This window comes from Bradyrhizobium sp. SZCCHNR2028 (assembly GCF_032380995.1).
Taxonomy (GTDB): Bacteria; Pseudomonadota; Alphaproteobacteria; order Rhizobiales; family Xanthobacteraceae; genus Bradyrhizobium.
In genome coordinates this window covers 129183-147503 of sequence record NZ_JAUHJF010000008.1, presented here as the reverse complement: position 1 = coordinate 147503, position 18321 = coordinate 129183, and the positions used below count along the sequence as shown (strand labels likewise).

21 protein-coding genes and 1 tRNA gene are annotated in these 18321 nt (G+C 66.4%); 12 read left to right on the top strand and 10 right to left on the bottom strand.

The genetic code is table 11. The annotated features are described in order from the left end of the window. The first annotated feature begins 38 nt into the window (after positions 1–38). The 5 genes from QX121_RS15720 to QX121_RS15700 all read left to right on the top strand — a co-directional run bounded on the left by QX121_RS15720 (position 39) and on the right by QX121_RS15700 (position 4444). Positions 39–1484, top strand: coding sequence for an FAD-binding oxidoreductase (locus QX121_RS15720; RefSeq protein ID WP_315812410.1), 1446 nt, complete (start codon positions 39–41; stop codon positions 1482–1484). Further along, positions 1481–1924: a DUF4383 domain-containing protein gene (locus QX121_RS15715; RefSeq protein ID WP_315812409.1), complete on the top strand. Its 444-nt coding sequence runs from the start codon at positions 1481–1483 to the stop codon at positions 1922–1924. The genes QX121_RS15720 and QX121_RS15715 overlap by 4 nt, the downstream gene beginning before the upstream one ends. After that, complete coding sequence (locus QX121_RS15710) at positions 1921–3024, top strand: hypothetical protein (protein WP_315812408.1); 1104 nt, start codon at positions 1921–1923, stop codon at positions 3022–3024. The genes QX121_RS15715 and QX121_RS15710 overlap by 4 nt, the downstream gene beginning before the upstream one ends. Beyond that, a complete protein-coding gene (locus QX121_RS15705) occupies positions 3008–3313 on the top strand; it encodes a hypothetical protein (RefSeq protein WP_315777811.1) in 306 nt (101 codons plus the stop codon). Before QX121_RS15710 ends, QX121_RS15705 begins: the two co-directional genes overlap by 17 nt. A gap of 159 nt (positions 3314–3472) precedes the next feature. Then, positions 3473–4444, top strand: a complete 972-nt coding sequence (locus QX121_RS15700) for a S1C family serine protease (RefSeq protein ID WP_315716217.1) — start codon at positions 3473–3475, stop codon at positions 4442–4444. Between the two features lie 19 nt (positions 4445–4463). Here QX121_RS15700 and QX121_RS15695 read toward each other — a convergent pair whose 3' ends face one another. Further along, positions 4464–6398 (bottom strand): Mbeg1-like protein, encoded by a 1935-nt coding sequence (locus tag QX121_RS15695; RefSeq protein WP_315812407.1) that lies wholly within the window; start codon positions 6396–6398, stop codon positions 4464–4466. Positions 6399–6743: 345 nt separating this feature from the next. Between QX121_RS15695 and QX121_RS15690 the strand changes: the two genes are divergently transcribed. The 4 genes from QX121_RS15690 to QX121_RS15675 all read left to right on the top strand — a co-directional run bounded on the left by QX121_RS15690 (position 6744) and on the right by QX121_RS15675 (position 10441). Further along, entirely contained in the window at positions 6744–7811 is a 1068-nt protein-coding gene (locus tag QX121_RS15690) for a phospholipase (RefSeq protein WP_315812406.1), read from the top strand. Between the two features lie 141 nt (positions 7812–7952). Beyond that, complete coding sequence (locus tag QX121_RS15685; protein WP_409999340.1) at positions 7953–9317, top strand: hypothetical protein; 1365 nt, start codon at positions 7953–7955, stop codon at positions 9315–9317. Positions 9318–9321: 4 nt separating this feature from the next. After that, a complete protein-coding gene (locus tag QX121_RS15680) occupies positions 9322–10143 on the top strand; it encodes a hypothetical protein (protein WP_315798989.1) in 822 nt (273 codons plus the stop codon). A gap of 91 nt (positions 10144–10234) precedes the next feature. Then, positions 10235–10441 (top strand): hypothetical protein, encoded by a 207-nt coding sequence (locus QX121_RS15675; RefSeq protein WP_172111383.1) that lies wholly within the window; start codon positions 10235–10237, stop codon positions 10439–10441. Between the two features lie 64 nt (positions 10442–10505). Here the strand turns inward: QX121_RS15675 and QX121_RS15670 are convergent, their stop codons facing one another. Genes QX121_RS15670 through QX121_RS15655 form a run of 4 tightly spaced genes read right to left on the bottom strand, consistent with a single transcriptional unit; the run spans position 10506 to position 12655 of the window. Further along, the gene (locus QX121_RS15670; protein ID WP_315812405.1) at positions 10506–11168 is read right to left on the bottom strand and encodes a DsbA family protein; all 663 of its coding nucleotides are present in this window, start codon (positions 11166–11168) and stop codon (positions 10506–10508) included. 5 nt (positions 11169–11173) lie between these two features. Then, a complete protein-coding gene (locus tag QX121_RS15665; protein WP_315736173.1) occupies positions 11174–11959 on the bottom strand; it encodes a sulfite exporter TauE/SafE family protein in 786 nt (261 codons plus the stop codon). A gap of 13 nt (positions 11960–11972) precedes the next feature. Then, positions 11973–12122, bottom strand: coding sequence for a hypothetical protein (locus tag QX121_RS15660; protein ID WP_315812404.1), 150 nt, complete (start codon positions 12120–12122; stop codon positions 11973–11975). Between the two features lie 38 nt (positions 12123–12160). Next, positions 12161–12655, bottom strand: coding sequence for a hypothetical protein (locus tag QX121_RS15655; RefSeq protein ID WP_315755910.1), 495 nt, complete (start codon positions 12653–12655; stop codon positions 12161–12163). A 191-nt stretch (positions 12656–12846) separates the two neighbouring features. Between QX121_RS15655 and QX121_RS15650 the strand changes: the two genes are divergently transcribed. Together QX121_RS15650 and QX121_RS15645 are read left to right on the top strand one after the other, a co-directional pair. Then, positions 12847–13158: a PsiF family protein gene (locus QX121_RS15650; RefSeq protein WP_315812403.1), complete on the top strand. Its 312-nt coding sequence runs from the start codon at positions 12847–12849 to the stop codon at positions 13156–13158. A gap of 84 nt (positions 13159–13242) precedes the next feature. After that, positions 13243–14328: an AbrB family transcriptional regulator gene (locus QX121_RS15645; RefSeq protein ID WP_315716226.1), complete on the top strand. Its 1086-nt coding sequence runs from the start codon at positions 13243–13245 to the stop codon at positions 14326–14328. On the opposite strand, the gene QX121_RS15640 is transcribed toward QX121_RS15645, so the two are convergent. Continuing rightward, entirely contained in the window at positions 14325–14858 is a 534-nt protein-coding gene (locus tag QX121_RS15640; protein WP_315812402.1) for a disulfide bond formation protein B, read from the bottom strand. The genes QX121_RS15645 and QX121_RS15640 overlap by 4 nt on opposite strands. Before the next feature lie 173 nt (positions 14859–15031). Between QX121_RS15640 and QX121_RS15635 the strand changes: the two genes are divergently transcribed. Then, positions 15032–15116: transfer RNA gene (locus tag QX121_RS15635), tRNA-Leu, on the top strand. A 274-nt stretch (positions 15117–15390) separates the two neighbouring features. Here QX121_RS15635 and QX121_RS15630 read toward each other — a convergent pair. The 4 genes from QX121_RS15630 to QX121_RS15615 form a co-directional block, all read right to left on the bottom strand. Beyond that, the gene (locus QX121_RS15630; protein WP_315798983.1) at positions 15391–16461 is read right to left on the bottom strand and encodes a hypothetical protein; all 1071 of its coding nucleotides are present in this window, start codon (positions 16459–16461) and stop codon (positions 15391–15393) included. A 10-nt stretch (positions 16462–16471) separates the two neighbouring features. Next, on the bottom strand, positions 16472–16681 hold the full coding sequence (locus QX121_RS15625; protein WP_315812401.1) for a hypothetical protein: 210 nt from the start codon (positions 16679–16681) through the stop codon (positions 16472–16474). Further along, entirely contained in the window at positions 16681–17697 is a 1017-nt protein-coding gene (locus QX121_RS15620) for a hypothetical protein (protein WP_315777815.1), read from the bottom strand. Before QX121_RS15620 ends, QX121_RS15625 begins: the two co-directional genes overlap by 1 nt. Positions 17698–17797: 100 nt before the next feature. Next, the gene (locus tag QX121_RS15615) at positions 17798–18103 is read right to left on the bottom strand and encodes a hypothetical protein (protein ID WP_315812400.1); all 306 of its coding nucleotides are present in this window, start codon (positions 18101–18103) and stop codon (positions 17798–17800) included. Positions 18104–18321: the final 218 nt, after the last annotated feature.

Below are 18321 nucleotides of genomic sequence, written 5' to 3'. Positions count from 1 at the left end.
GCTGGCGTAGACTCCGTGAGGGAAGGAGACTCCGCGCCATGATGTCGAGACGACGGTTTCTGCGCACCGCGGGTACGGCCGCGGCGCTGCCCTTTGCGCGGATGCCGCGGGCGCGTGCCGAGCTGCGCACCATCCTCAACGATGCCAGCCGGCTCAACCCGACGCCGGTCGCCAGGCACGTGGTGATCAGCAAGCCCGCGACCGACGATCTGATCGCGCGGCTGCGCGCCGAGCTGAAGGAGGCTGCGGCCGCGAAACGCCCGGTGACCGCGGCCGTGGCCCGGCATTCGATGGGCGGCCAGAGCCTGCCGCGCGACGGCACCGCGATCACGCTCGACGGCGGCGCGATCGAGCTCGACACGGCGGCGAAGACCTATCGGACCGCGGCCGGCAACCGCTGGTGGGACGTGATCGCCGCGCTCGATCCCAAAGGCTTCTCGCCGGCGGTGATGCAGTCCAACAGCGATTTTGGCGTCGGCAGCACGTTCTGCGTCAATGCCCATGGCTGGCCGGTGCCGTACGGCCCGTTCGGCTCCACGGTGAAATCGATCCGCATGCTGCTCGCCGACGGCACCTTGGTGCAGTGCTCGCGCAACGAGAATGCCGAGCTGTTCGGCCTTGCGATGGGCGGCTACGGCCTGTTCGGCATCATCGTCGATCTCGAGGTCGAGATGGTGCCGAACCTGCTGCTCGAGCCGCGCTTCGAGCGCATGGCGCCGGAGACGTTCGCGGCGAAGTTCACGCAGAGCATCGACGGCGACGCCGATGTGAAGATGGCCTATGGCCGGATGTCGGTGTCGCGCAAGGCGTTCTTCGACGACGCCCTGCTCGTCACCTTCCGACCCGCCCCCGATGCCCCCGCGACCCTGCCCGCGGCAGTGAGCTCCGGCAAGCTCACCGGCGTCGCCAACACGATCTATCGCGCCCAGACCGGCTGGGAGGTCGCCAAGGCCCTGCGCTGGTTCATGGAGACGCGGCTCGGCCCCGCCATCTCCGACAGCCGCTACACCCGCAACTCGTTGATGGCCGAGCCGGTCGCCAATCTGGCGCAGAAGGACATGCACCGCACCGACATCCTGCATGAATATTTCGTGGCGCCGGAGCGGTTCGGCGACTTCCTCGCCGCCTGCCGCGAGATCATTCCCAAGGCGCGCGCCGAATTTCTCAACGTCACCCTGCGCTACGTCGCCGAGGACAGGACACCCGCGCTCACGATCGCGCCGGTGCGCCGCATCGCGGCCGTGATGTCGTTCTCACAGGCCACCTCGCCCGAAGGCGAGATCGACATGCTGCGGACGACGGAGGCGCTGATCGACCGCATCACCGCGATTGGCGGCGCGTTCTATCTGCCCTATCGTCTGCACGCCCGCCGCGACCAGGTCGAGAAGGCCTATCCGGCGGCCGCGCACTTCGTCGCCGCCAAGCGGCAGTATGATCCGAACCTCCTGTTCCGCAACGCGATGTGGGACGCCTACTTCGCATGAATACATCAGCAGCAGACGGCTTCGCATTGGACCGCTACCGCATCGCCGCGCTGGCGCTCGCCATGGCGCTCCTGTTCGCCGCCGCGACCGACTACATCCCGGCCTTCATCGATGCGCAGGGCCGCGTGTTCGGCCTGTTCCAGCTCGACATCTACAAGGATGCGCTGCATGTCGTCTCCGGCCTGTGGGCGCTGGCCGCGATGCTGACCCGCCGCAGCGCGCTGTTCTTCCTGCGCGTGTTCGGCACGCTGTACTTCCTCGACGGCGTGATGGGCGTGTTCACCGGCTCGGGCTATCTCGACCTCTCGATCGTGATCGACGGCATCCGCAACACCTCGTGGCTCGTGAGGATTCTCTCCAGCCTGCCGCATCTCGCACTCGGCGCGATCGGCATCGCTGTCGGCTGGTCGCCGTGGCGCACGCAGGCCGCCGTCGCATGAGCCTGCGTCGCAAAGCGCTATATCTCGCCGGCGCCCTCGTCGCGGCCGCCGCGATCGGCATCGCCGCCACCGTGATCAGCGTCGAGACGGTCTGCGTCGCCGACGTACCGACCCCCGCCGTGACCTCGGAGTTCGGCATCACCGATCCCGCTTATGCGCGATCGCAGGGTGACAGCTTCCTGACCTTTCCGGAATGGTACATCGTCCACGCCTATGCCGACCTCGCTGCGGTGACCGGGCAGGCATCGGAATCGGACTTCCACTATTTGTCAAGCATCTCCGGCTTCTGGCGCAGCCTGTGCCGCGCCACGCGGCAGGCCGCGGGCTCCGGACCCGCCACCTCGGACCAGAAGCTGACGAACTACATCATCGGCTTCAGCTTCACCGCCGAGATGGCGCTGCAGGGCGCTTACGAGAAGAGCATCGGAGCGATCAGCTGGGAGACCACGAACGGCGTCAAGACGGCAGAGGACGCCTTCAACCTTGTCCTGTTGAAGGACTACGCGGCGTTCCTGTACCAGACCCCCTGGTATCGGTATCCCTTCGCCGCCAAGCTCGGTGAGTTTTGGCGCGAGACGCCCTTCGTGCCGTCGTTCCGCGCGATGGAGCGGCGCGTTTCGCTCAGCCTGCAATATGCAGGGCGCGCCACCTATGCGGCCGTCATCGGCTATGCGGCGGGCTACGATCCGGCCGTGCTGACCATCCAGAGCGTCGTCACCGGCCTGCCCGCCGCCGAGCTTGCAGTCGTTCCGGGCGTGAAGGTGATCCGCGAGGTCACGGACTCCAAAGGTATGAAGGGCGTGCTGGTCGAGACCGAGCGCTACGCCAAATTCGATTCTTTCGCCAAGGAGCTCGGCCGTCATGGCGGTGCTTCGCTCGGCGAAATCGCAGGCAACCACCGCATCCTGGTCACGATCATGGTCCCGCCCGGCGACGGACGGCTGGCAGCTTTCGACGGGCTGCCTATATTCAGCGTGCCGATCCAGTCCCGTCCCGGTGCCCGTCGCATCGGTGTCGACGTGCCGGTCCGGTCACTGGTTCAGGACATCACCCGTTTCGAAGCCGCGGGATATACGTTCGAGCATGCCTACGACTACTGACCAGCATCCCCGATCCCGCGCCGTTCCAGTGAAGGGCGTGCTGGCAGTTGCCTTCGCCTGGTTTGCGGGCATGGCTGCCATGGCGCTGGTGATCAAGCCGGATGCGGTGGTCGTGTTCGGTCCGCCAGACCGTGTGATCCCCGCGATCGTTACCGCCGATGGAGCCTTGCTCGACGCCGGGCGTTTCCACCTCGCGGCCAGAACGGGAGCCGCCACGGTCGGCAGCCTCTACGCCGCCGGCGCGTGGCTGGTCTGGCCCCTGATCGGCAGGGGCTGCGGCCGCGGGTAGTCGGTGAAGCGCAGTTCCTCCTCGCGCGAACGCGGAGCCCTCGGAACTGGCGCCGACGCCCAAAGATGTTAAGCTCGCGTTCACGCTGTGGCCGTCACGCGACACGAAGCAGAAGCTTGGTCGATGCACCCGGGGGTATCGACAGAGCAGGAGAACGAAATGCCTTCTTTGACCGAATGGAAAGTGCCGTCTGCCTTCCAGCCTCGCGCCGAAGACTATCAATATGATCTTGATCAAGCCCTGTCCTCGATCGTGGGCCTGCATGCCATCATTCCGTCCGACGCCTTCAGCGCGGAAACGCTGGGGACCGAGCGCGCCGGCAATGCCGTCGTCATCGACGACGGGCTGGTGCTGACCATCGGCTACCTGATCACCGAGGCCGAATCCGTCTGGCTGCACCCCAATGACGGACGCGTGGTCGAAGGCCATGTGCTCGGCTTCGACTTCACCACCGGCTTCGGCCTGGTACAGGCGCTCGGGTCGCTCGACCTGCCGGCGCTGCCGCTCGGCTCGTCGGCCGCTACCAAGGTCGGCGATCATGTCGTGCTCGGCGGCGCCGGTGGGCGGACGCGATCGGTCGCGAGCCAGATCATCGCCAAGCAGGAATTCGCCGGCTATTGGGAATATCTGCTGGACGAGGCGATCTTCACCCACCCCGCCCATCCGAATTGGGGCGGCACCGGCCTGCTCTCGGCCAAGGGCGAGCTGATCGGCATCGGGTCGCTGCAGCTGGAGCGCGAGCGCGACAGCAAGGACGAGCACGTCAACATGATCGTGCCGATCGATCTGTTGAAGCCGATCATCGATGATCTCAGGCGCTTCGGCCGCGTCAACAAGCCGGCGCGCCCCTGGCTCGGCATGTACGCGACCGAGGTCGACGATCGCGTCGTCGTGATCGGCGTCTCCGACAACGGTCCCGCGGCCCGCGCCGAGCTCAAGGCGGGCGACGTGATCCTCGGGATCAACGGCGACAAGGTGACAAGCCAGAGCGAGTTCTATCGCAAGCTCTGGGCGCTCGGCGCAGCCGGCGTCGACGTGCCGCTGACGGTGCACCATGAAGGCGTCACCTTCGACGTCACGATCGCCTCGACCGACCGCGCCAAGCTGCTCAAGGCCCCGCGGCTGCACTGAGGCGGCCGCGGGCCTGCGCTCACGCGTTGACGTGCCAGGCCGCCGCGATCTGGTCGTGCAGCTGCACATCCGTCGGCAACTGTGATGCCACTGTGGGATCGAAACCCGGATGCGCCTGGGCGTAGGTTGCCATGGCCTGCACGAGCTGCGAAACGTGCGTATCGATCTCGAGGCCTCCGGCCTTGATCTCCTGCAGCTGATAGGAGCCGCCAAGGAACCAGTCGGCCACCGTGACCTGCTGATGGCTGCCGAGAATGTCGATCTCGAGATCGTTGCCCGATTTGACGAACCAGAAATTGTCGGCCGTATAGGCGGTGCCGAAATCGAGCGTGCCGGTCGGCTTCGCCAGCGACGCGACACCATTGATGATGACGTCGTTGCCGTCACCGGGCGCGTAGACATAGGTGGCGCCGACGCCGCCAACCAGGATGTTGTCGCCGGCCCCGCCCTGCAGCACGTCACTGCCCAGACCGCCGATCAGCAGATCGTCGTTGGCGGTCCCGAACAGCATGTCGTTGCCGCCGCCCGCGATCAGCAGCGCACCATCGGTTGCAGCAATGGTCGCGCCCGACACTGGATCGATCGTCACCGTTGTCGCCACGTCGCTCAAGGCGGCGCTGAGCCAGTCGAGATTGTCGGTCTTGCCGCCCCAGAGCACGCCGATCGCCATGTCGATCAGGCCAGCATCCTCGCCGTCGAAGCTGGCGACGGCATCGATGAGCGCGACCTTGCCCAGGATGTCGACCGCCGATCCCGTGTCCCAGCGCGACCACAGATCGGATGACAGGTCGGCGACCAGCAGGTTCTTGGCCGTGTCCTGATAGAGGATGCCGTGCTCGTGGCCGATCAGGCCGGGCGTCGTCGACATCACCTCGTCATGGTTCTGCGCCAGCAGCGCCGAATACTCGACCACGATCTCGGCCAGCGCCTTCTCGACCCCGCCGTTCTTCAGGTAGGTCGCCGCATTGTCGGCGCTGACGCTGTTGCCGAGCACGCCGCCGCCGTTGAACAGGGCCTGCACGGCGCTGTTGCCGTAGCCGCTGGCGTCGGTCACCGTCGAATAGGCGATCATGTCCTTCATCTTGTCGGACGGCGCGCCTTCCCCGCTCACACCGGCCGCGGGAATGCCGACGGCCGAAGCAATCGCGTCATCCTGCAGCGGCGCCAGCAGCACAGCCGCCGCCTTCTTCCAATCCTGGGCACCGTTGTCACTCGCCCACTGCATCATCGTCAGCAGCGCGATCGAGTGCAGGCTGACCGGATCCAGACCGAGATCCGTGCCCGCGCCGAGCACGGTCTTCTGCTCGGACGAGATGCCGATCGCAGCATGTGCGATGGCGAGCGCGCCGGCGACCGGTCCGAGCTGCAGCAACGCCAGGGGCGCTTCCAGCACGGGCGCCGCGGCTCGGACATATTGCAGGATCTCGCCGGCGACGGAGACCATGTGGATGTCGGAATAGCGCTCGACGGGGTGCGACGTCAGCGCGCCCCAGAAGCCGTGCAGCTGATCGTAACGGACCTCGGCGGCGAACTCGAACGGCATCGCGTCGTAGGCGTAGACCACCTTGTCGTTGAGCGCAGCGATGTAGCCGGCAAGTCCGCCGCCCAACGAATGGCCGGTCAGCGAGACGTTCGATGTCGCCCATTTCTTGTAGTAGGCTTCCGCATCCGGGAACTGCGTCGGCCAGCCGGTCAGACCGGCGCCGCCAAGCCACGACGGCACGTCGGCGAGACTGTCGGTGCCGCGAAACGAAATGATCCGTGTCGATGGATCGCCCGCGAGCTGATAGGTCGCGGCCTCGAAATTGTCGGCGGTCGAGGTCACGCTCGCCGCCACCAGCTCATAGCTCCCGATACGGTTGAAATTGACCACAAGCGTCGGGTTGACGCCTCTGTTGTAGACGTCCATGGCGAGCACCGCGTTGATCAACGCGGCCGACGGCGACTTGGTCATGATGCGAATCCCCCCTCGGCAACCGATCGGCAGTTTTGACCCAGGGCGGAGATCCACGAGGAACCCTCCGCTGCGCCGCCGGCTCTCACCAAGTGCGACATCGCGCCCGAATTTTGTCAACCAACTATCGTCTCCGCGTGTATTCGCGCGCGACTCACCTGCCGCGCGCGATGGCAGCCTCCGCGCTGTGTTGACTTGCAGGAGCCGCATCGCGAGATTGTGGCTTCGCGGAGCGAACACGCGTTCGGAAAATGGTCATTGCCCGGACGTCCGATTTTGCGTTGCATGACAGCGCTCGCCGGCAAGCAGACGAGACGGCCAGACCCGCGTACCAAGGAGACCTGCATGACGGATGCCGTGGTGGATGACATTCTCATCGTGTTGCCGCCACTGCTGCAGACGCTCGAAGCCCTGTCCCACGTCGCGCGCCACCTGAACCCGCCGGATTTCGATCGCGTGATGGCTGATGTCGGCGATCCCGAGCGGACGCTGCACACGGCGCGGATTCATCTCACGTCGTGGCCGGCGGACTTCGCCCATATCCGTATCGCCTTCGACACCGCGGCGGACGCCGCGCTGATGTCGTTTGCCGGCCTGCGCGCCGTTCAGCGCGGTGAGGGCGACCTGGTCGATGTGTTCAGGGCCCTTCGTCAATTGCCACGCGCACTCGAGGCGCTGTTTCCACTGGCAGCGACGCTGCCGCCGCTGAGCGAATTCTTCCTCGATCCCGCCGTCGATGGCGACAACGGGCTGCGCCAGTTGCTGGCCGCGTCCTCTGCAGGCAAGGACACAGTGTTTCACGACCACAACGAGATCGGCAATCGCGGCGGCTTTTCGCTGTATGTGCCGGAATACTACACGGCGGACAGGGCTTGGCCGCTGGTCATGGCGCTGCATGGCGGCAGCGGCAACGGCCGCGACTTTCTCTGGAGCTGGCTGCGCGCCGCGCGCAGCCTCGGCGCCATCCTGATCGCCCCCACCGCGGCAGGACCGACCTGGGCGCTGATGGGCGACGACGCCGATACGCCAAACCTCCTGCGCATTCTCGACCTCGTCCGCAGCCGCGTCGCGATCGATCCCGCCCGCATGCTCCTGACCGGGATGAGCGACGGTGGCACGTTCTGCTACGTCAGCGGATTGGCCGCAGGCTCGCCGTTCACGCATCTTGCGCCGGTGGCCGCGACGTTCCATCCCCTGATGGCGGAGATCGCCGACCGGGACCGTCTGCGCGGCCTGCCGATCCAGATCGTGCACGGCCGGCTCGACTGGATGTTCCCGGTCGAGATCGCGAGGCATACGGCCGACGCCCTGGCCAAGGCCGGCGCCGACGTCGCCTATCGCGAGATCGACGATCTCAGCCATTGCTATCCGCGCGAGGCCAATGTCGAGCTGCTGCGCTGGCTGTTGCGCTGAGCTTGCCTCTCCTTGCTACGACATGGCTGATCGGCAATGCCGCCGACACAATGTCGGCGGATTTTGTCCGCATTGGTCCTGCTCGGTCATACAGCGGGGGCGCTGCACACGGGCGGCCATGACGCCGCCGAAGGTCTGCTCATGCCCTCGCCGCTGATGCCCTCGCCTGCCGCGTCCGTCGCGCAAGTCTCGTCCGCCCGCTCCTCCACCTCCGTCGTGCTTGCCAATGGCGTCAACCGTCTCGAGGTGACGCTGAAGCTCACGACCGCGATCCTGGCGCTGGCCGCCGGCGTCTACACCTATCTTGGCGTCCGCGAGCTGCTCAACGGCAGTCCGACCACGGTGTTCTTTGCGGCGGTCATCTACTCCGTCGCGGTCTCAGTCGGCATCTACGCCTTCTGGGTGTTCATGATGCAGTTCATGCCGCACGTCACCAGCGCGATGGGGCGTTTGATGATGGCCGGCTGCATGCTGCTGGGCTCGCTGATGATCGTCGCGATGTCGTCCTGGCTGAATGCGTCTGCCCTGGCCGGCGCCGCGGCGATCCAGCAGCATCTCGCCATCACCGTGCAGAACTACACGCGCGACCTCGACAGAGCCAATAGCCAGGCCATCGCTGCGCAAAGCCTGCTGCCCGATATCCAGCTCGCCTCCTCCCGCTTCGCCAAGCTGGCGGACGCCGAACGCGCGGGCTCGCTGACCGGCACCTCCGGATCGGGCACCGTGGTCCAGCTTCTCGCGCAGATGTCGACGCAGCTCGACGGACTGGGCCAGCAGGTCCAGGAGTCCGGCAAGCGCGTCTCTGCTCTCTACGAGCAGGGCGGCAAGAGCCTCGCCAAGATGCGCGAGCTGATCTCCGACCGCGGCCCGATCGCAACGCGCAGCGATGCCTTCGCCACGGAGTCGTTGAACCTGATGGGCGTGATCGCCAATCTGCAGCAGACCTCGGTGGCACCTGCGGTGAGGCGCGCCGCGGCCTCGCTGTCCGCCGGTTTCATCGCGCCCGCCGCAGGCGGACGCAGCGGCGACCTGGCCGAGCGCCAGACCGCCGTCGTCGGCAAGGTGGAAGGCGCGATCGCCACGCAGGCCGCCTCGCTTGCCGACGCCGCCGACAAGATCCTGGCGCTGCCGCGCATCGAGCCGACCCGCTTCCAGACGCTGTCGCCCGCTGAAGCCGTGCTGCGCTACGCCGGCGACTTCATCCCGAGCTGGGCGGGCGCGATCTCGATCGACCTGATGCCGGCAGTGCTGGTGCTGATCCTCTGCGTCGTCCATGCCGCCATCCGCCGCGAGGGCCTGCCCGCCGTGAGCGCCTCCAGCCTGACGGCCGCCGATCTCGTCACCGCATTGCAGATTGCGCGCGAGGTCGAGGACGCCAGGCGGGCGGCCGAGCGACGGCCAGCCGAAACGCCCACGGAGGCGCCTGCTGCATCAGCCGTTGAGCCAGCGCCGGCCGCGGCGGATGAGAACGTGACGTCGCTGTCATCAGCTCGAATCGGAAAGTAGTCCCGTGGCTTCGGCGCTGAACCGACGCGTCCATGCCTGGCTCGCGGGCAATCCCGATGAGAGCATTCTGCGTTGGGTCTTCCGCAGCATTCTCGTCGTCACCGTCGCGGTTCTCGCGGCGGACCTGCTCGAGTTGAATGCTCCGCAGGTGCCATCGGATGCAGCCCCGCCTCAGCTCGACATTCGGCGCGAGGCGCCGGACCTGCCGGCCGAATCACCATCCTTGCTGGCGCCCTTGATGAAGCGGCTGATGCCGCTGCCGCAGGGCGATCGTGCCTTGCAGCAGCCGATTCAGTTCGAGCTGCGCGGCGGCGGCCGGCTGTTCGCGACCGGCACGATCACACCCGGCAGCGCGCGCAGCTTTGCGGACGCAGTCGAACGTCATGGCGAATATATCAGGACGATCGTGCTGAACTCGCCCGGCGGCTCCGTCGCCGACGCGCTGGCGATGGGGCGACTGATCCGCGCGCGGAAATTCGCAACCGAAGTGGAGGCGGGAAAATATTGCGCCTCGTCGTGCCCGCTGGTGTTCGCCGGCGGTCTCGAGCGCCGGGCCGGCGAGCGGGCGATCATCGGCGTGCATCAGATCGCCGCAGTCCCCACGTCCGGGACCGCCGTGAGGTCCGGCGACGACATGAGCCTTGCGCAGAACATCTCGGCGCGGTGCCAGCGCCATCTCGCCGAGATGGGCATCGATCTGAAGGTCTGGGTGCATGCGATGGAGACACCGCATGACCAGCTGTTCACGTTCAAGCCCGACGAGATGAAAACGCTCAATCTCGTCACTTCGCTGCCGGAATCGCGGCCTGAAAAATCGCGCAGTTAGGTTGTCTTGATCGCGGCGGACCGGGACCGCGGCGAGCGCGGAACCAAGTTTCGACCGCGGCGTTGTTGGCCGTCACACTGGAGAACATGACATGCGGACATTCGTGGGAATGATCCTGGGGGCCCTCATCCTGGGGTTCGGCGTCTACATCCATGATTCGATGCAAACTTCCGAGGTCGCCAACGGGCCGACCGCGCAGACGCGCCGGACCATCGTGAACTGGGACGTCGCGGCGGATAGCTGGAATTCACTCAAGACCCGCGCGCATGACGACTGGGTTCGCATCTCGTCGAAGTAACGCGCACGACGCTGCTGTTTTCAAGGCGCCTCGGCCGTTGGTCGAGGCGCCTTTGCTTTGCCCATCAGTTGGCCGCCTTGGCCTTGCGCGCGTCGGCGATGACCTGCTCGAATTGCGCCATGGTCAGCACGCCGGGCACCCTGAATTTGCCGACGATGAAGGACGGCGTACCGCGGAAACGCAAGCCCCGCGCCTGCTTGTCGTTGCGCGCCAGCATGTCGTCGATGGCCTTGGCGTTGGCGGCGAGGTCGCGCTTGGCGCGGTCGACGTCGACGCCTGCTCCCGCGAGCAATTCGTCGATGCGCGGCTCGGTGAGCTTCGAGCTGACGCCGATCAGCGCCTCATGCGCCTTGGCGTATTTGTCCTGATATTTGCAGGCCAGCGCCATCCGCGCGGCAGTTACCGAAGTCGGCCCGAGAATCGGCCACTCCTTCAGCACCCAGCGCACCTTGCCATCATCGTGGATGACCTGCTGCAGTTCGGGATCGAGCTTGCGGCAATACGGGCAATTGTAGTCGAACCATTCGACGATCGTGATGTCGCCCGAAGGATTGCCGAGCACCGGCGCGTCGGGGTCGCGCAGCACCGCGCCCTCGTCGGGCTCGTCGGCATCCTCGGCGCGACTGTCGCGGGGCCACAAGGAAAGCGCCGCGCTTGCGCCAAAAAGCGTCAACACGTCACGCCGGCTGCTGGCGGAGGTGATCGCAGTCGAGGGGACGCGCTTCATTGAGGTCAGCTCCAGATATGCAGCAGGCTGCGCGTCAGCATATACAGCGCCACCACCGCGATCACGACGGAAAACACCACGTTCAATACGCCGCGCCGTTCGGAGAGATGGCGCGCCAGGCGTGTGCCGGCAAGACCTCCGGCGATTCCGCCAGCGATGAACAGTCCGGCGAGATCCCAGGCGACGAGCCCGGACCAGGCATAGCTCGCCGCGGTGGTGAGCCCGAAGGTCGTCACCGCGACCAGCGACGAGCTGACCGCATTCATGATCGGCATGCCCGTCGCAGCCATCAGCGCCGGCACGATCAGGAAGCCGCCGCCGATGCCGAAGAAACCGGACAGCGTGCCGGTGGCGAGGCCGAAGCCGACGACCGCCGGGACGTTGGCCATGCTCATCTTCACATCGGGGGTGCCGATGCGGGCGCGCGTCTTCAGCATCAGCATGGCGATGACCATCATCACCAGCGCGAACAGCGCCAGCAGCTTCTGGCCGTCGACCATCTTGCCGAGCAGCGAGCCGATGAAGGCGCCGACGATGCCCGCCGTTGCGAACAGCGCCGCGATCGGCCAGATCACGGTGCCGCCGCGCGCATGATTGGCGAGATTGATGGCCGCGTTGGTGGCGACCGCGATGGCGCTCGAGCCGATCGCGATGTGCGGCTCGGGCACGCCGACGACATAGACCATCAGCGGCACCGCGAGCACCGAGCCGCCGCCGCCGACGAGGCCGAGCGAGAACCCGACCATCGCGCCGCAAAACAGGCTGAGCACACCTTGGACAGCAGAGATCATGGCGAGAGCAGGGTCATTTCCCGCACAGGAAGGCAAGCCCCAAAATCACCGGAGCAGCAATGCCGCCGCCAACGCTGCGAACCGCCGCGCGACCGGCGCCGATCCGAGCCCGGCCGGCGGTCTCGCGGCGATGCGCGGCGTCGAAAGCGTCGGCCGGACGCATGATGCCCCCGGCCGCCGGCAACGTCACGTCAGCCCGGATCAGGCAGCGCCCTTCAGCTTCTTGGTGCATTCGCTGTAGTAGCCGCCGCCCTTCTGGATCCACTTCAGGCCGCCATTGGCGTTGGTCGCCTTGTTGGCATTGTACTGATCGACGCAGGTCTGCAGCCGCGCCTTGCCGGGCTTCTCCTTGGCGTATTTCGGGTCCACCGCGTTGGGGAACACGGCGGGACCGGTCGGCGCGGGAGCGGCCTCCTTGGCTTCGGATTTCGCCGCCTTGGCCGGCTTGGCCTCGGCGGCAGGCGCGGCCGGAGCTGCCGGAGCCGCGGCCGCGGCGGCATCGCTTCCGCACTGGGCCTTGCGGAAGTCGTTCCACTTCTGGCCGCCCAGCGTGCCGGCCTCCTTCGCCTGCTTGTACTTGGCGCTGCATTCCTGCGCGGTCAGCGCCTTCGCCGGGGCGGCGGCGAACGTCGCGAGCCCGATCACGGCCAGCGTAGCGAGTGACGAAGCAACCAATGATTTTGCGTGAAAACTCATCCTCGATCTCCCTGTGGAGCATGATGGAATGGGACGGTAATTCTAGCGAGACGCCCGCGACCGACAAAGCAGGCGGGAGCGTGGCCGCGCGAAAATATAAATTGCGTCGCGCGGCGATCCGGCTCATTCCATTCACTGTGGGTTCAGCATCGCCGGACATCGCGCCGTGCCTTTCGTTCGAGGACTTCAGCATGAGATTCACTGCCCGGGCGGCGATTGCGGCCATCGCAATGGCCACCCTGTCGGCCGCGGGCCCCGCCCGCTCGCAACCCGGATTGACGCTGCCGGCGCGGCCCGATGCCGCCACCGACAAGTTCGCCACCCTCGACAAGGCGGCGCGGCGGACGATTTCCGTTGCCTGCTCCAAGGAGGCTGACGAGCAGGGGCTGAAGGGCAAAGCACGCGGCAAATTCCGCTCGGCCTGCAAGCGCGACAAGGCGGCGGCGGCCGCCGCGGCGACACCCGTGCCCGCTCCCGCGCCGACGCCGGAGAAGCCGAAATGACCGGCACCTGCGGGGTGCATGCGCGCATGGCGCCTGCGCAGCGGCGGGAATTGTTCGCGCAGGCAGGTTTTGGCATAAGGCGCCGTGCGCCAGATCATCTCCTCCCTCCCCTTTGACCTGCCGAGCCGCGCCAAGACCCTGAGCGCGATCGAGACCCTCGTGCTCGGCACCGCCGGCGGCCTGATCTTCCTCGTCGCCCATCTGCCCGGCGGGCTGATCTCCGGCGCGATGATCGCGACCGCGATCGCCGCAATCGCCGGCCGCCCGCTGGCGATGCCGCCGATCCTGACCCAGACCGTGCTGCTGCTGCTCGGCATCTCGATCGGCGCCGTGGTCTCGCGCGAGCTGATCAACCACGTCAGCGCCTATCCGGTGACCATCGGCCTCCTGGCGCTCGCGACGTTCTGCTCGACCTTCGGCTCCAGCCTCTATCTGCAGCGCGTCCATGGCTGGGACCGCACCTCGGCGCTGCTCGCCGGCAGTCCCGGCGCGCTGTCGCAGATCACGATGCTCGCGGTCGAGCGCGGTGCCGACCTGCCGGCGATCGCCGTGGTGCAGACGCTGCGGGTGATCATCCTGACGGCGGCGCTGCCGCTGGTGCTGGCGGTGGCGGGCGTCGCACCGGCCGCGCCGATCTCGCTCGGCCAGAGCGTCGCCTCGCCGCTCGGCCTGCTCGCGCTGCTGGTGGCCTCGCTGGTCGCGGCGATGCTGATGCAGCTGATCAGGTTTCCGGCCAGCTGGCTGTTCGGTGCGATGGTCGCCAGCGGCGTCCTGCACGGCACCGGCCTCGTCGAGGGCGGCCTTCCGGAATGGATGCGCGGCGTGGCGCTGGTCGGCATCGGCGCCCTGATCGGCAGCCGCTTCGCCCGGATGCGGGTGAAGACCCTGGTCGGCCATATCAGGGCTGCGCTGGGCTCGTTCGCGATCGCGGTGGCGATATCGGCGCTGTTCGTCACCGTGATCGTGCTGGTGACGCATGTGCGCTTCTCCGACACCATTGTCGCGTTCGCGCCCGGCGCGATGGACGCGATGATGGCGCTGGCGTTGACGCTGCACATCGACCCGATCTTCGTCGGCGCGCATCACCTGTCGCGCTTCGTGTTCGTCACCATCGCCACCCCCGGCATCGTCCATTTGTTCGGACGGCCGCAGGAGGACGTCGACGACTAGGCGCGCTTCCGGGCGATGCCCCAGCCCGCGATGGCGGCGATGGCGAGCGAGATCAGCACGCTGTAGCCGGCGAGCGACAGGCCGAGGAAGCGGAATTGCACCTCGTCGCAGCGTACGACCTTGACGCTGTCGAGCCGCTCCAAGAGGCTGCCGGCGCTGCCGAGATTGCCGATCGGCCCGGTGCATTCGGTCGGCCCCGGCCAGAAGCCCCATTCGACCCCGGAATGATAGACGCCGAGCCCCGCATTGCCGAGCGCGGCCAGCGCGACCACGCCGAGCCCCGCGAGCACCAGCGCACGCGGTGCGCCGCCTTTGGCGGCGAGCGCAATCAGCAGCCCGAGCGGCACGATCGCATAATAGGCCCAGCGCTGCTTCAGGCAGAGCTCGCAGGGCTGCAGGCCCCAGACCAGCTGCATGTACCAGGCACCGGCCAAGGCCGCCGCCGCGATGCCGGCCGCGAGCAGCGCCGCCGCCACCGCCGGGCTCATGCTCCCCGCCGCAGGTCGCGCCATCACAGAAGTATTGGTCATCGGTCCTCCCGAACGGGGCTGCATCCGGTCCCATGCCGGGCCGCTCCGGCTCCTACTCCGGCCCGCGAAAGCTGTCGAGATGCGCGCCCATCACGTCCGTGCGGGTTGACCCGGCCCGGCCGCCCGCTATAGTCCGCCCGCTTCGCTATGGTTCCTGCACAGGCCCGGCGAATGCCCCTGTGGCGGAACTGGTAGACGCGCTCGACTCAAAATCGAGTTCCGCAAGGAGTGCTGGTTCGATTCCGGCCAGGGGCACCATTTGGGCGTTCGCCAGCGTGTTTCACCCTCAAAATCAAGCTTAAGCCGCCGTTTGCCCTTCGCCGGCGTCCGCCCCGTTCTGTTGGTATCCGCCCCCTATTTCCAGCACCTGAAGCCGGCAGCGAAAGACGACAAACGCTCAAATGAAGGCGGGCTCTTCATGCTCGTCACCGCGACCGGATCGTAGCTTTGGCGCTTCGCCTATCGCTACGACGGCAAGCAGAAACCGCTCGCCAACTAACCTCCGTAGGCTTCCTTCGCTGACAAGCGTAGGTCAGTCGAACGCCGGCGGAAGCCCCAACTCGGGGATCCTGTCGCGCTGCGGATCCTGGAAGTCGAACAGCATGCGCCCGGGAATCTTGCCAATCTCAAGATTTTCGATCAGGAACGCGCGAACACCGAAGTGGCCCTTGAAGTCCTGCCGCACCTTGTCCCAGTCCGAGAAGGCGCAGAACTTCTCCTTGGGAATCGTGCAGGGTTGGGTCGGTGGATTCTTCTGCGAGAAGCCGAGCGGATGCCAATCGCGGTAGAGGCCGCCGACGAGCTCCTTGGCGGCGTAGTGCCCGCAGAAGAAGGTCTGCGCCAGCTCGCAATAATGCGGGTAGAACGGCTTGAAGTTGTCAATACGGTAGGTCTGAATGCCGGTGTCGCCGAACTCCTTGAGCTCCGCGTCGTGAAGCTTGCCCGGCTTGAGAAAGCGATCCTCCGGCGCAACCCCGGCCTCGACATTGCTGACGACCTGCAACAGACCCCGCGCATTGGCCGGATAGAGATCGATCTGCAGGGGAAAGATCACGACTGATACACGGTATCCGGCGACATAGCCGATGCCGAACAGGTCGAGCGCTTCCTTGACCGTATGACCCTTCAACTCCTCGTAGTCGGCGACGAAGGAATATCTCTGCCGGGGCGGACCGAGCTGGGTCAGCGCGTCGATGCCGAGGGCGGCATCGGAGGGGCTGCGCGAGATCATGCGGATGACATAGCGCACACGTCTGTTGCTGGCGAGATCGTCGATCGCTTCATTGACCGACTTCCTGCGAATCGGATCCTGCGACACGTAGAACAGCGCCAGGGACGGGCCGGCCGCGGAGAACAGGATGCCACCAACCAGGCAAAGGAAGAACGCCGCCTTGAAGAACGAGGTGACCTCTTCCGGTTTTGACCTGAGCGCGATGCAGGCGAACACCGTGGTGATGAGCAGCAGGATCAGTCCGACCGCCAGCAGCGCTGCGGTCGAGGATGAGGCGAGCACGAAGCTCAGCACCTGAACGAAACCATCGATGGCCTTGTCCATATCGTCTCCCTCCGTCGTGAAGCCGTAGAGCTTCCAGAACCCGGTCATGACTACCGGCTCAGTCCTTGTCGGCGGTGCAGCGTCCGCCCGAGAAGCCAGCGAAGGCGGCACAGGTCTTGAAATTGAGCGAGAGCTTGTACAGGTCCGTTCGCTTGGCCGTCTCCTCGTTGCGCCCCTTCTGGTAGGAGAAGGCGAGCGCGACGTTCGCGCGCAGGCCGATGAAAACTGCAGGACGCGGCCTGCAGGTTTCATCCGCCGCTCGCCGCATCACTTGCCAAACAGAGGACCGACGGACGGAAGAATGACCGCCGTGACCGTGCCCTTTGCGCCGTCCGCAGACGGATTGCCGAAGCCGAGGTTTGCAGGCGACGGGAAATTGCCTGGCGATCCTCCGCCCGTGCCCTTGCACCAGCCATTGGCCGGCGCGCCCTGGCCGCCGGGGCCCGGATTGCCCGGGCTGCCGCCCCGACCGGGGAGCCCGGCCCGCCCGCCGACATTGTTGATCCGCGAATAGCTCAGGACTTCGTAGGCAGGTCTGGTCGTGACGAAGACGAGATCGGCGCCTTGTCCCCCAGCGCCGGCGTCACCGCCGCGTCCTCCGGGACCGGCAGCGCCTCCCGTCCCGCCGGGGCCGCCACCCTCCTTGCAGTCGAACAGGCTCGTGGCCCCTTCCTTGCCGTTTCCGGCCCGGCCGCCGTTGCCGCCTTTCCCCCCGGTCCCACCATCGCCGCCGTCAATGCCGCGGAAGAGAAGGACGAGGTTGAGAAGACCAGCCGGGATCGGCCCTTTCGGATCGGAGAGCTCTCCGGCGACCAGATAGACGTCGGGCAGTTGCCGGGTCTGTCCGGCCACGGCAGGCCCGCCGGGGCCGCCGGGATAGCCTGGATTGCCGGTCCGGTTGGTCTCGCCGGGATTGTCGGCGCCATTGGGACCTGCAGGGCCGTCACTGCCGACGGCGGCCACGGCCTGCGGATCGCGCTGGATGATGCTGTAGCTGTCGGGGTTGGCGAACTTGATGCGTTGCGCGGCCACCACGATGTAGGGATAGTTCAATCCGGTCAGCGTCAGCTTTGCCCCCGCCGCGAAGGAAATCTCGTCTGCCTTGATGATCTGCTGCGCGAATTTCTCCTCACCGCTGATCGGAATCAGCGTCTGCGTCAGCGGAGCCGCCTTGATCGCGGCCGCGATGTCGGGCGGCAGTGAGCCTGTCGGAATCTGCTGTTGCGCCAGAGCGACGCTGGGCAACAGCATGGCGGAGCAGGCCATCAGTCGAAGACTCTTCATCTGCAATCTCCTCAGGTCATCATGATTGTTTGAATCAGCGGCCCGCTTTCGAGACGCCGCGCCTGGACGGCGAGCTGCCATCCAGGTCGCCGAACAGCGCCTAGCGAGATCCCGGAATCGGGAAGCGGACGTTTCCCTCGGCGCTGTTGCGGGTCACGTTGCCGCCGAGCGAGACATCGCGGTTGACGTTGAGCCGCGGCTCGTTGGTGGAAGGATCATGGCTGATGTTCGGATAGTTGGTCGGAGGCGGGGCTGGAGCGTGGAAGTTCTGCAACCGCTCGCTGTCGGTTTGTTGATGCGGCTGATAGGTCGGCACCAGGTCCTTGAGGTTCTGACCGGAGGCCTGGGACATCAGCAAGGGCGAGATGATCAAGCCCATCACGATACGGATATTGGATCTGCGCATTGAATCCTCCTGTTGTCTCGTTTGCACGGGAGGAACTATGCCGAGGTGGCGTGAGACGATCGTCAGGACATCGCAAGAGCATCGTCAAAAATGCATCGGAACGACGCCATCTGCACTCACGCACTTGCGCTATCGCGCGCGTCGGCAAGGGCGCAGCACAAGAGGCATCGGATGCAGGCTGGGAGTCGAGGCGCGCGCCTGTGCTGGCTCACTGTCTG

Coding starts and splice junctions, on each gene's coding strand:
- QX121_RS15620 (WP_315777815.1), bottom strand. CDS start 17,697: ATGAAGAGTCTTCGACTGATGGCCTGCTCCGCCATGCTGTTGCCCAGC.
- QX121_RS15660 (WP_315812404.1), bottom strand. CDS start 12,122: ATGCGTCCGGCCGACGCTTTCGACGCCGCGCATCGCCGCGAGACCGCC.
- QX121_RS15710 (WP_315812408.1), top strand. CDS start 1,921: ATGAGCCTGCGTCGCAAAGCGCTATATCTCGCCGGCGCCCTCGTCGCG.
- QX121_RS15650 (WP_315812403.1), top strand. CDS start 12,847: ATGAGATTCACTGCCCGGGCGGCGATTGCGGCCATCGCAATGGCCACC.
- QX121_RS15625 (WP_315812401.1), bottom strand. CDS start 16,681: ATGCGGCGAGCGGCGGATGAAACCTGCAGGCCGCGTCCTGCAGTTTTC.
- QX121_RS15685 (WP_409999340.1), top strand. CDS start 7,953: ATGCCCTCGCCGCTGATGCCCTCGCCTGCCGCGTCCGTCGCGCAAGTC.
- QX121_RS15695 (WP_315812407.1), bottom strand. CDS start 6,398: ATGACCAAGTCGCCGTCGGCCGCGTTGATCAACGCGGTGCTCGCCATG.
- QX121_RS15615 (WP_315812400.1), bottom strand. CDS start 18,103: ATGCGCAGATCCAATATCCGTATCGTGATGGGCTTGATCATCTCGCCC.
- QX121_RS15720 (WP_315812410.1), top strand. CDS start 39: ATGATGTCGAGACGACGGTTTCTGCGCACCGCGGGTACGGCCGCGGCG.
- QX121_RS15665 (WP_315736173.1), bottom strand. CDS start 11,959: ATGATCTCTGCTGTCCAAGGTGTGCTCAGCCTGTTTTGCGGCGCGATG.
- QX121_RS15655 (WP_315755910.1), bottom strand. CDS start 12,655: ATGAGTTTTCACGCAAAATCATTGGTTGCTTCGTCACTCGCTACGCTG.
- QX121_RS15640 (WP_315812402.1), bottom strand. CDS start 14,858: ATGACCAATACTTCTGTGATGGCGCGACCTGCGGCGGGGAGCATGAGC.
- QX121_RS15700 (WP_315716217.1), top strand. CDS start 3,473: ATGCCTTCTTTGACCGAATGGAAAGTGCCGTCTGCCTTCCAGCCTCGC.
- QX121_RS15705 (WP_315777811.1), top strand. CDS start 3,008: ATGCCTACGACTACTGACCAGCATCCCCGATCCCGCGCCGTTCCAGTG.
- QX121_RS15675 (WP_172111383.1), top strand. CDS start 10,235: ATGCGGACATTCGTGGGAATGATCCTGGGGGCCCTCATCCTGGGGTTC.
- QX121_RS15690 (WP_315812406.1), top strand. CDS start 6,744: ATGACGGATGCCGTGGTGGATGACATTCTCATCGTGTTGCCGCCACTG.
- QX121_RS15715 (WP_315812409.1), top strand. CDS start 1,481: ATGAATACATCAGCAGCAGACGGCTTCGCATTGGACCGCTACCGCATC.
- QX121_RS15630 (WP_315798983.1), bottom strand. CDS start 16,461: ATGACCGGGTTCTGGAAGCTCTACGGCTTCACGACGGAGGGAGACGAT.
- QX121_RS15670 (WP_315812405.1), bottom strand. CDS start 11,168: ATGAAGCGCGTCCCCTCGACTGCGATCACCTCCGCCAGCAGCCGGCGT.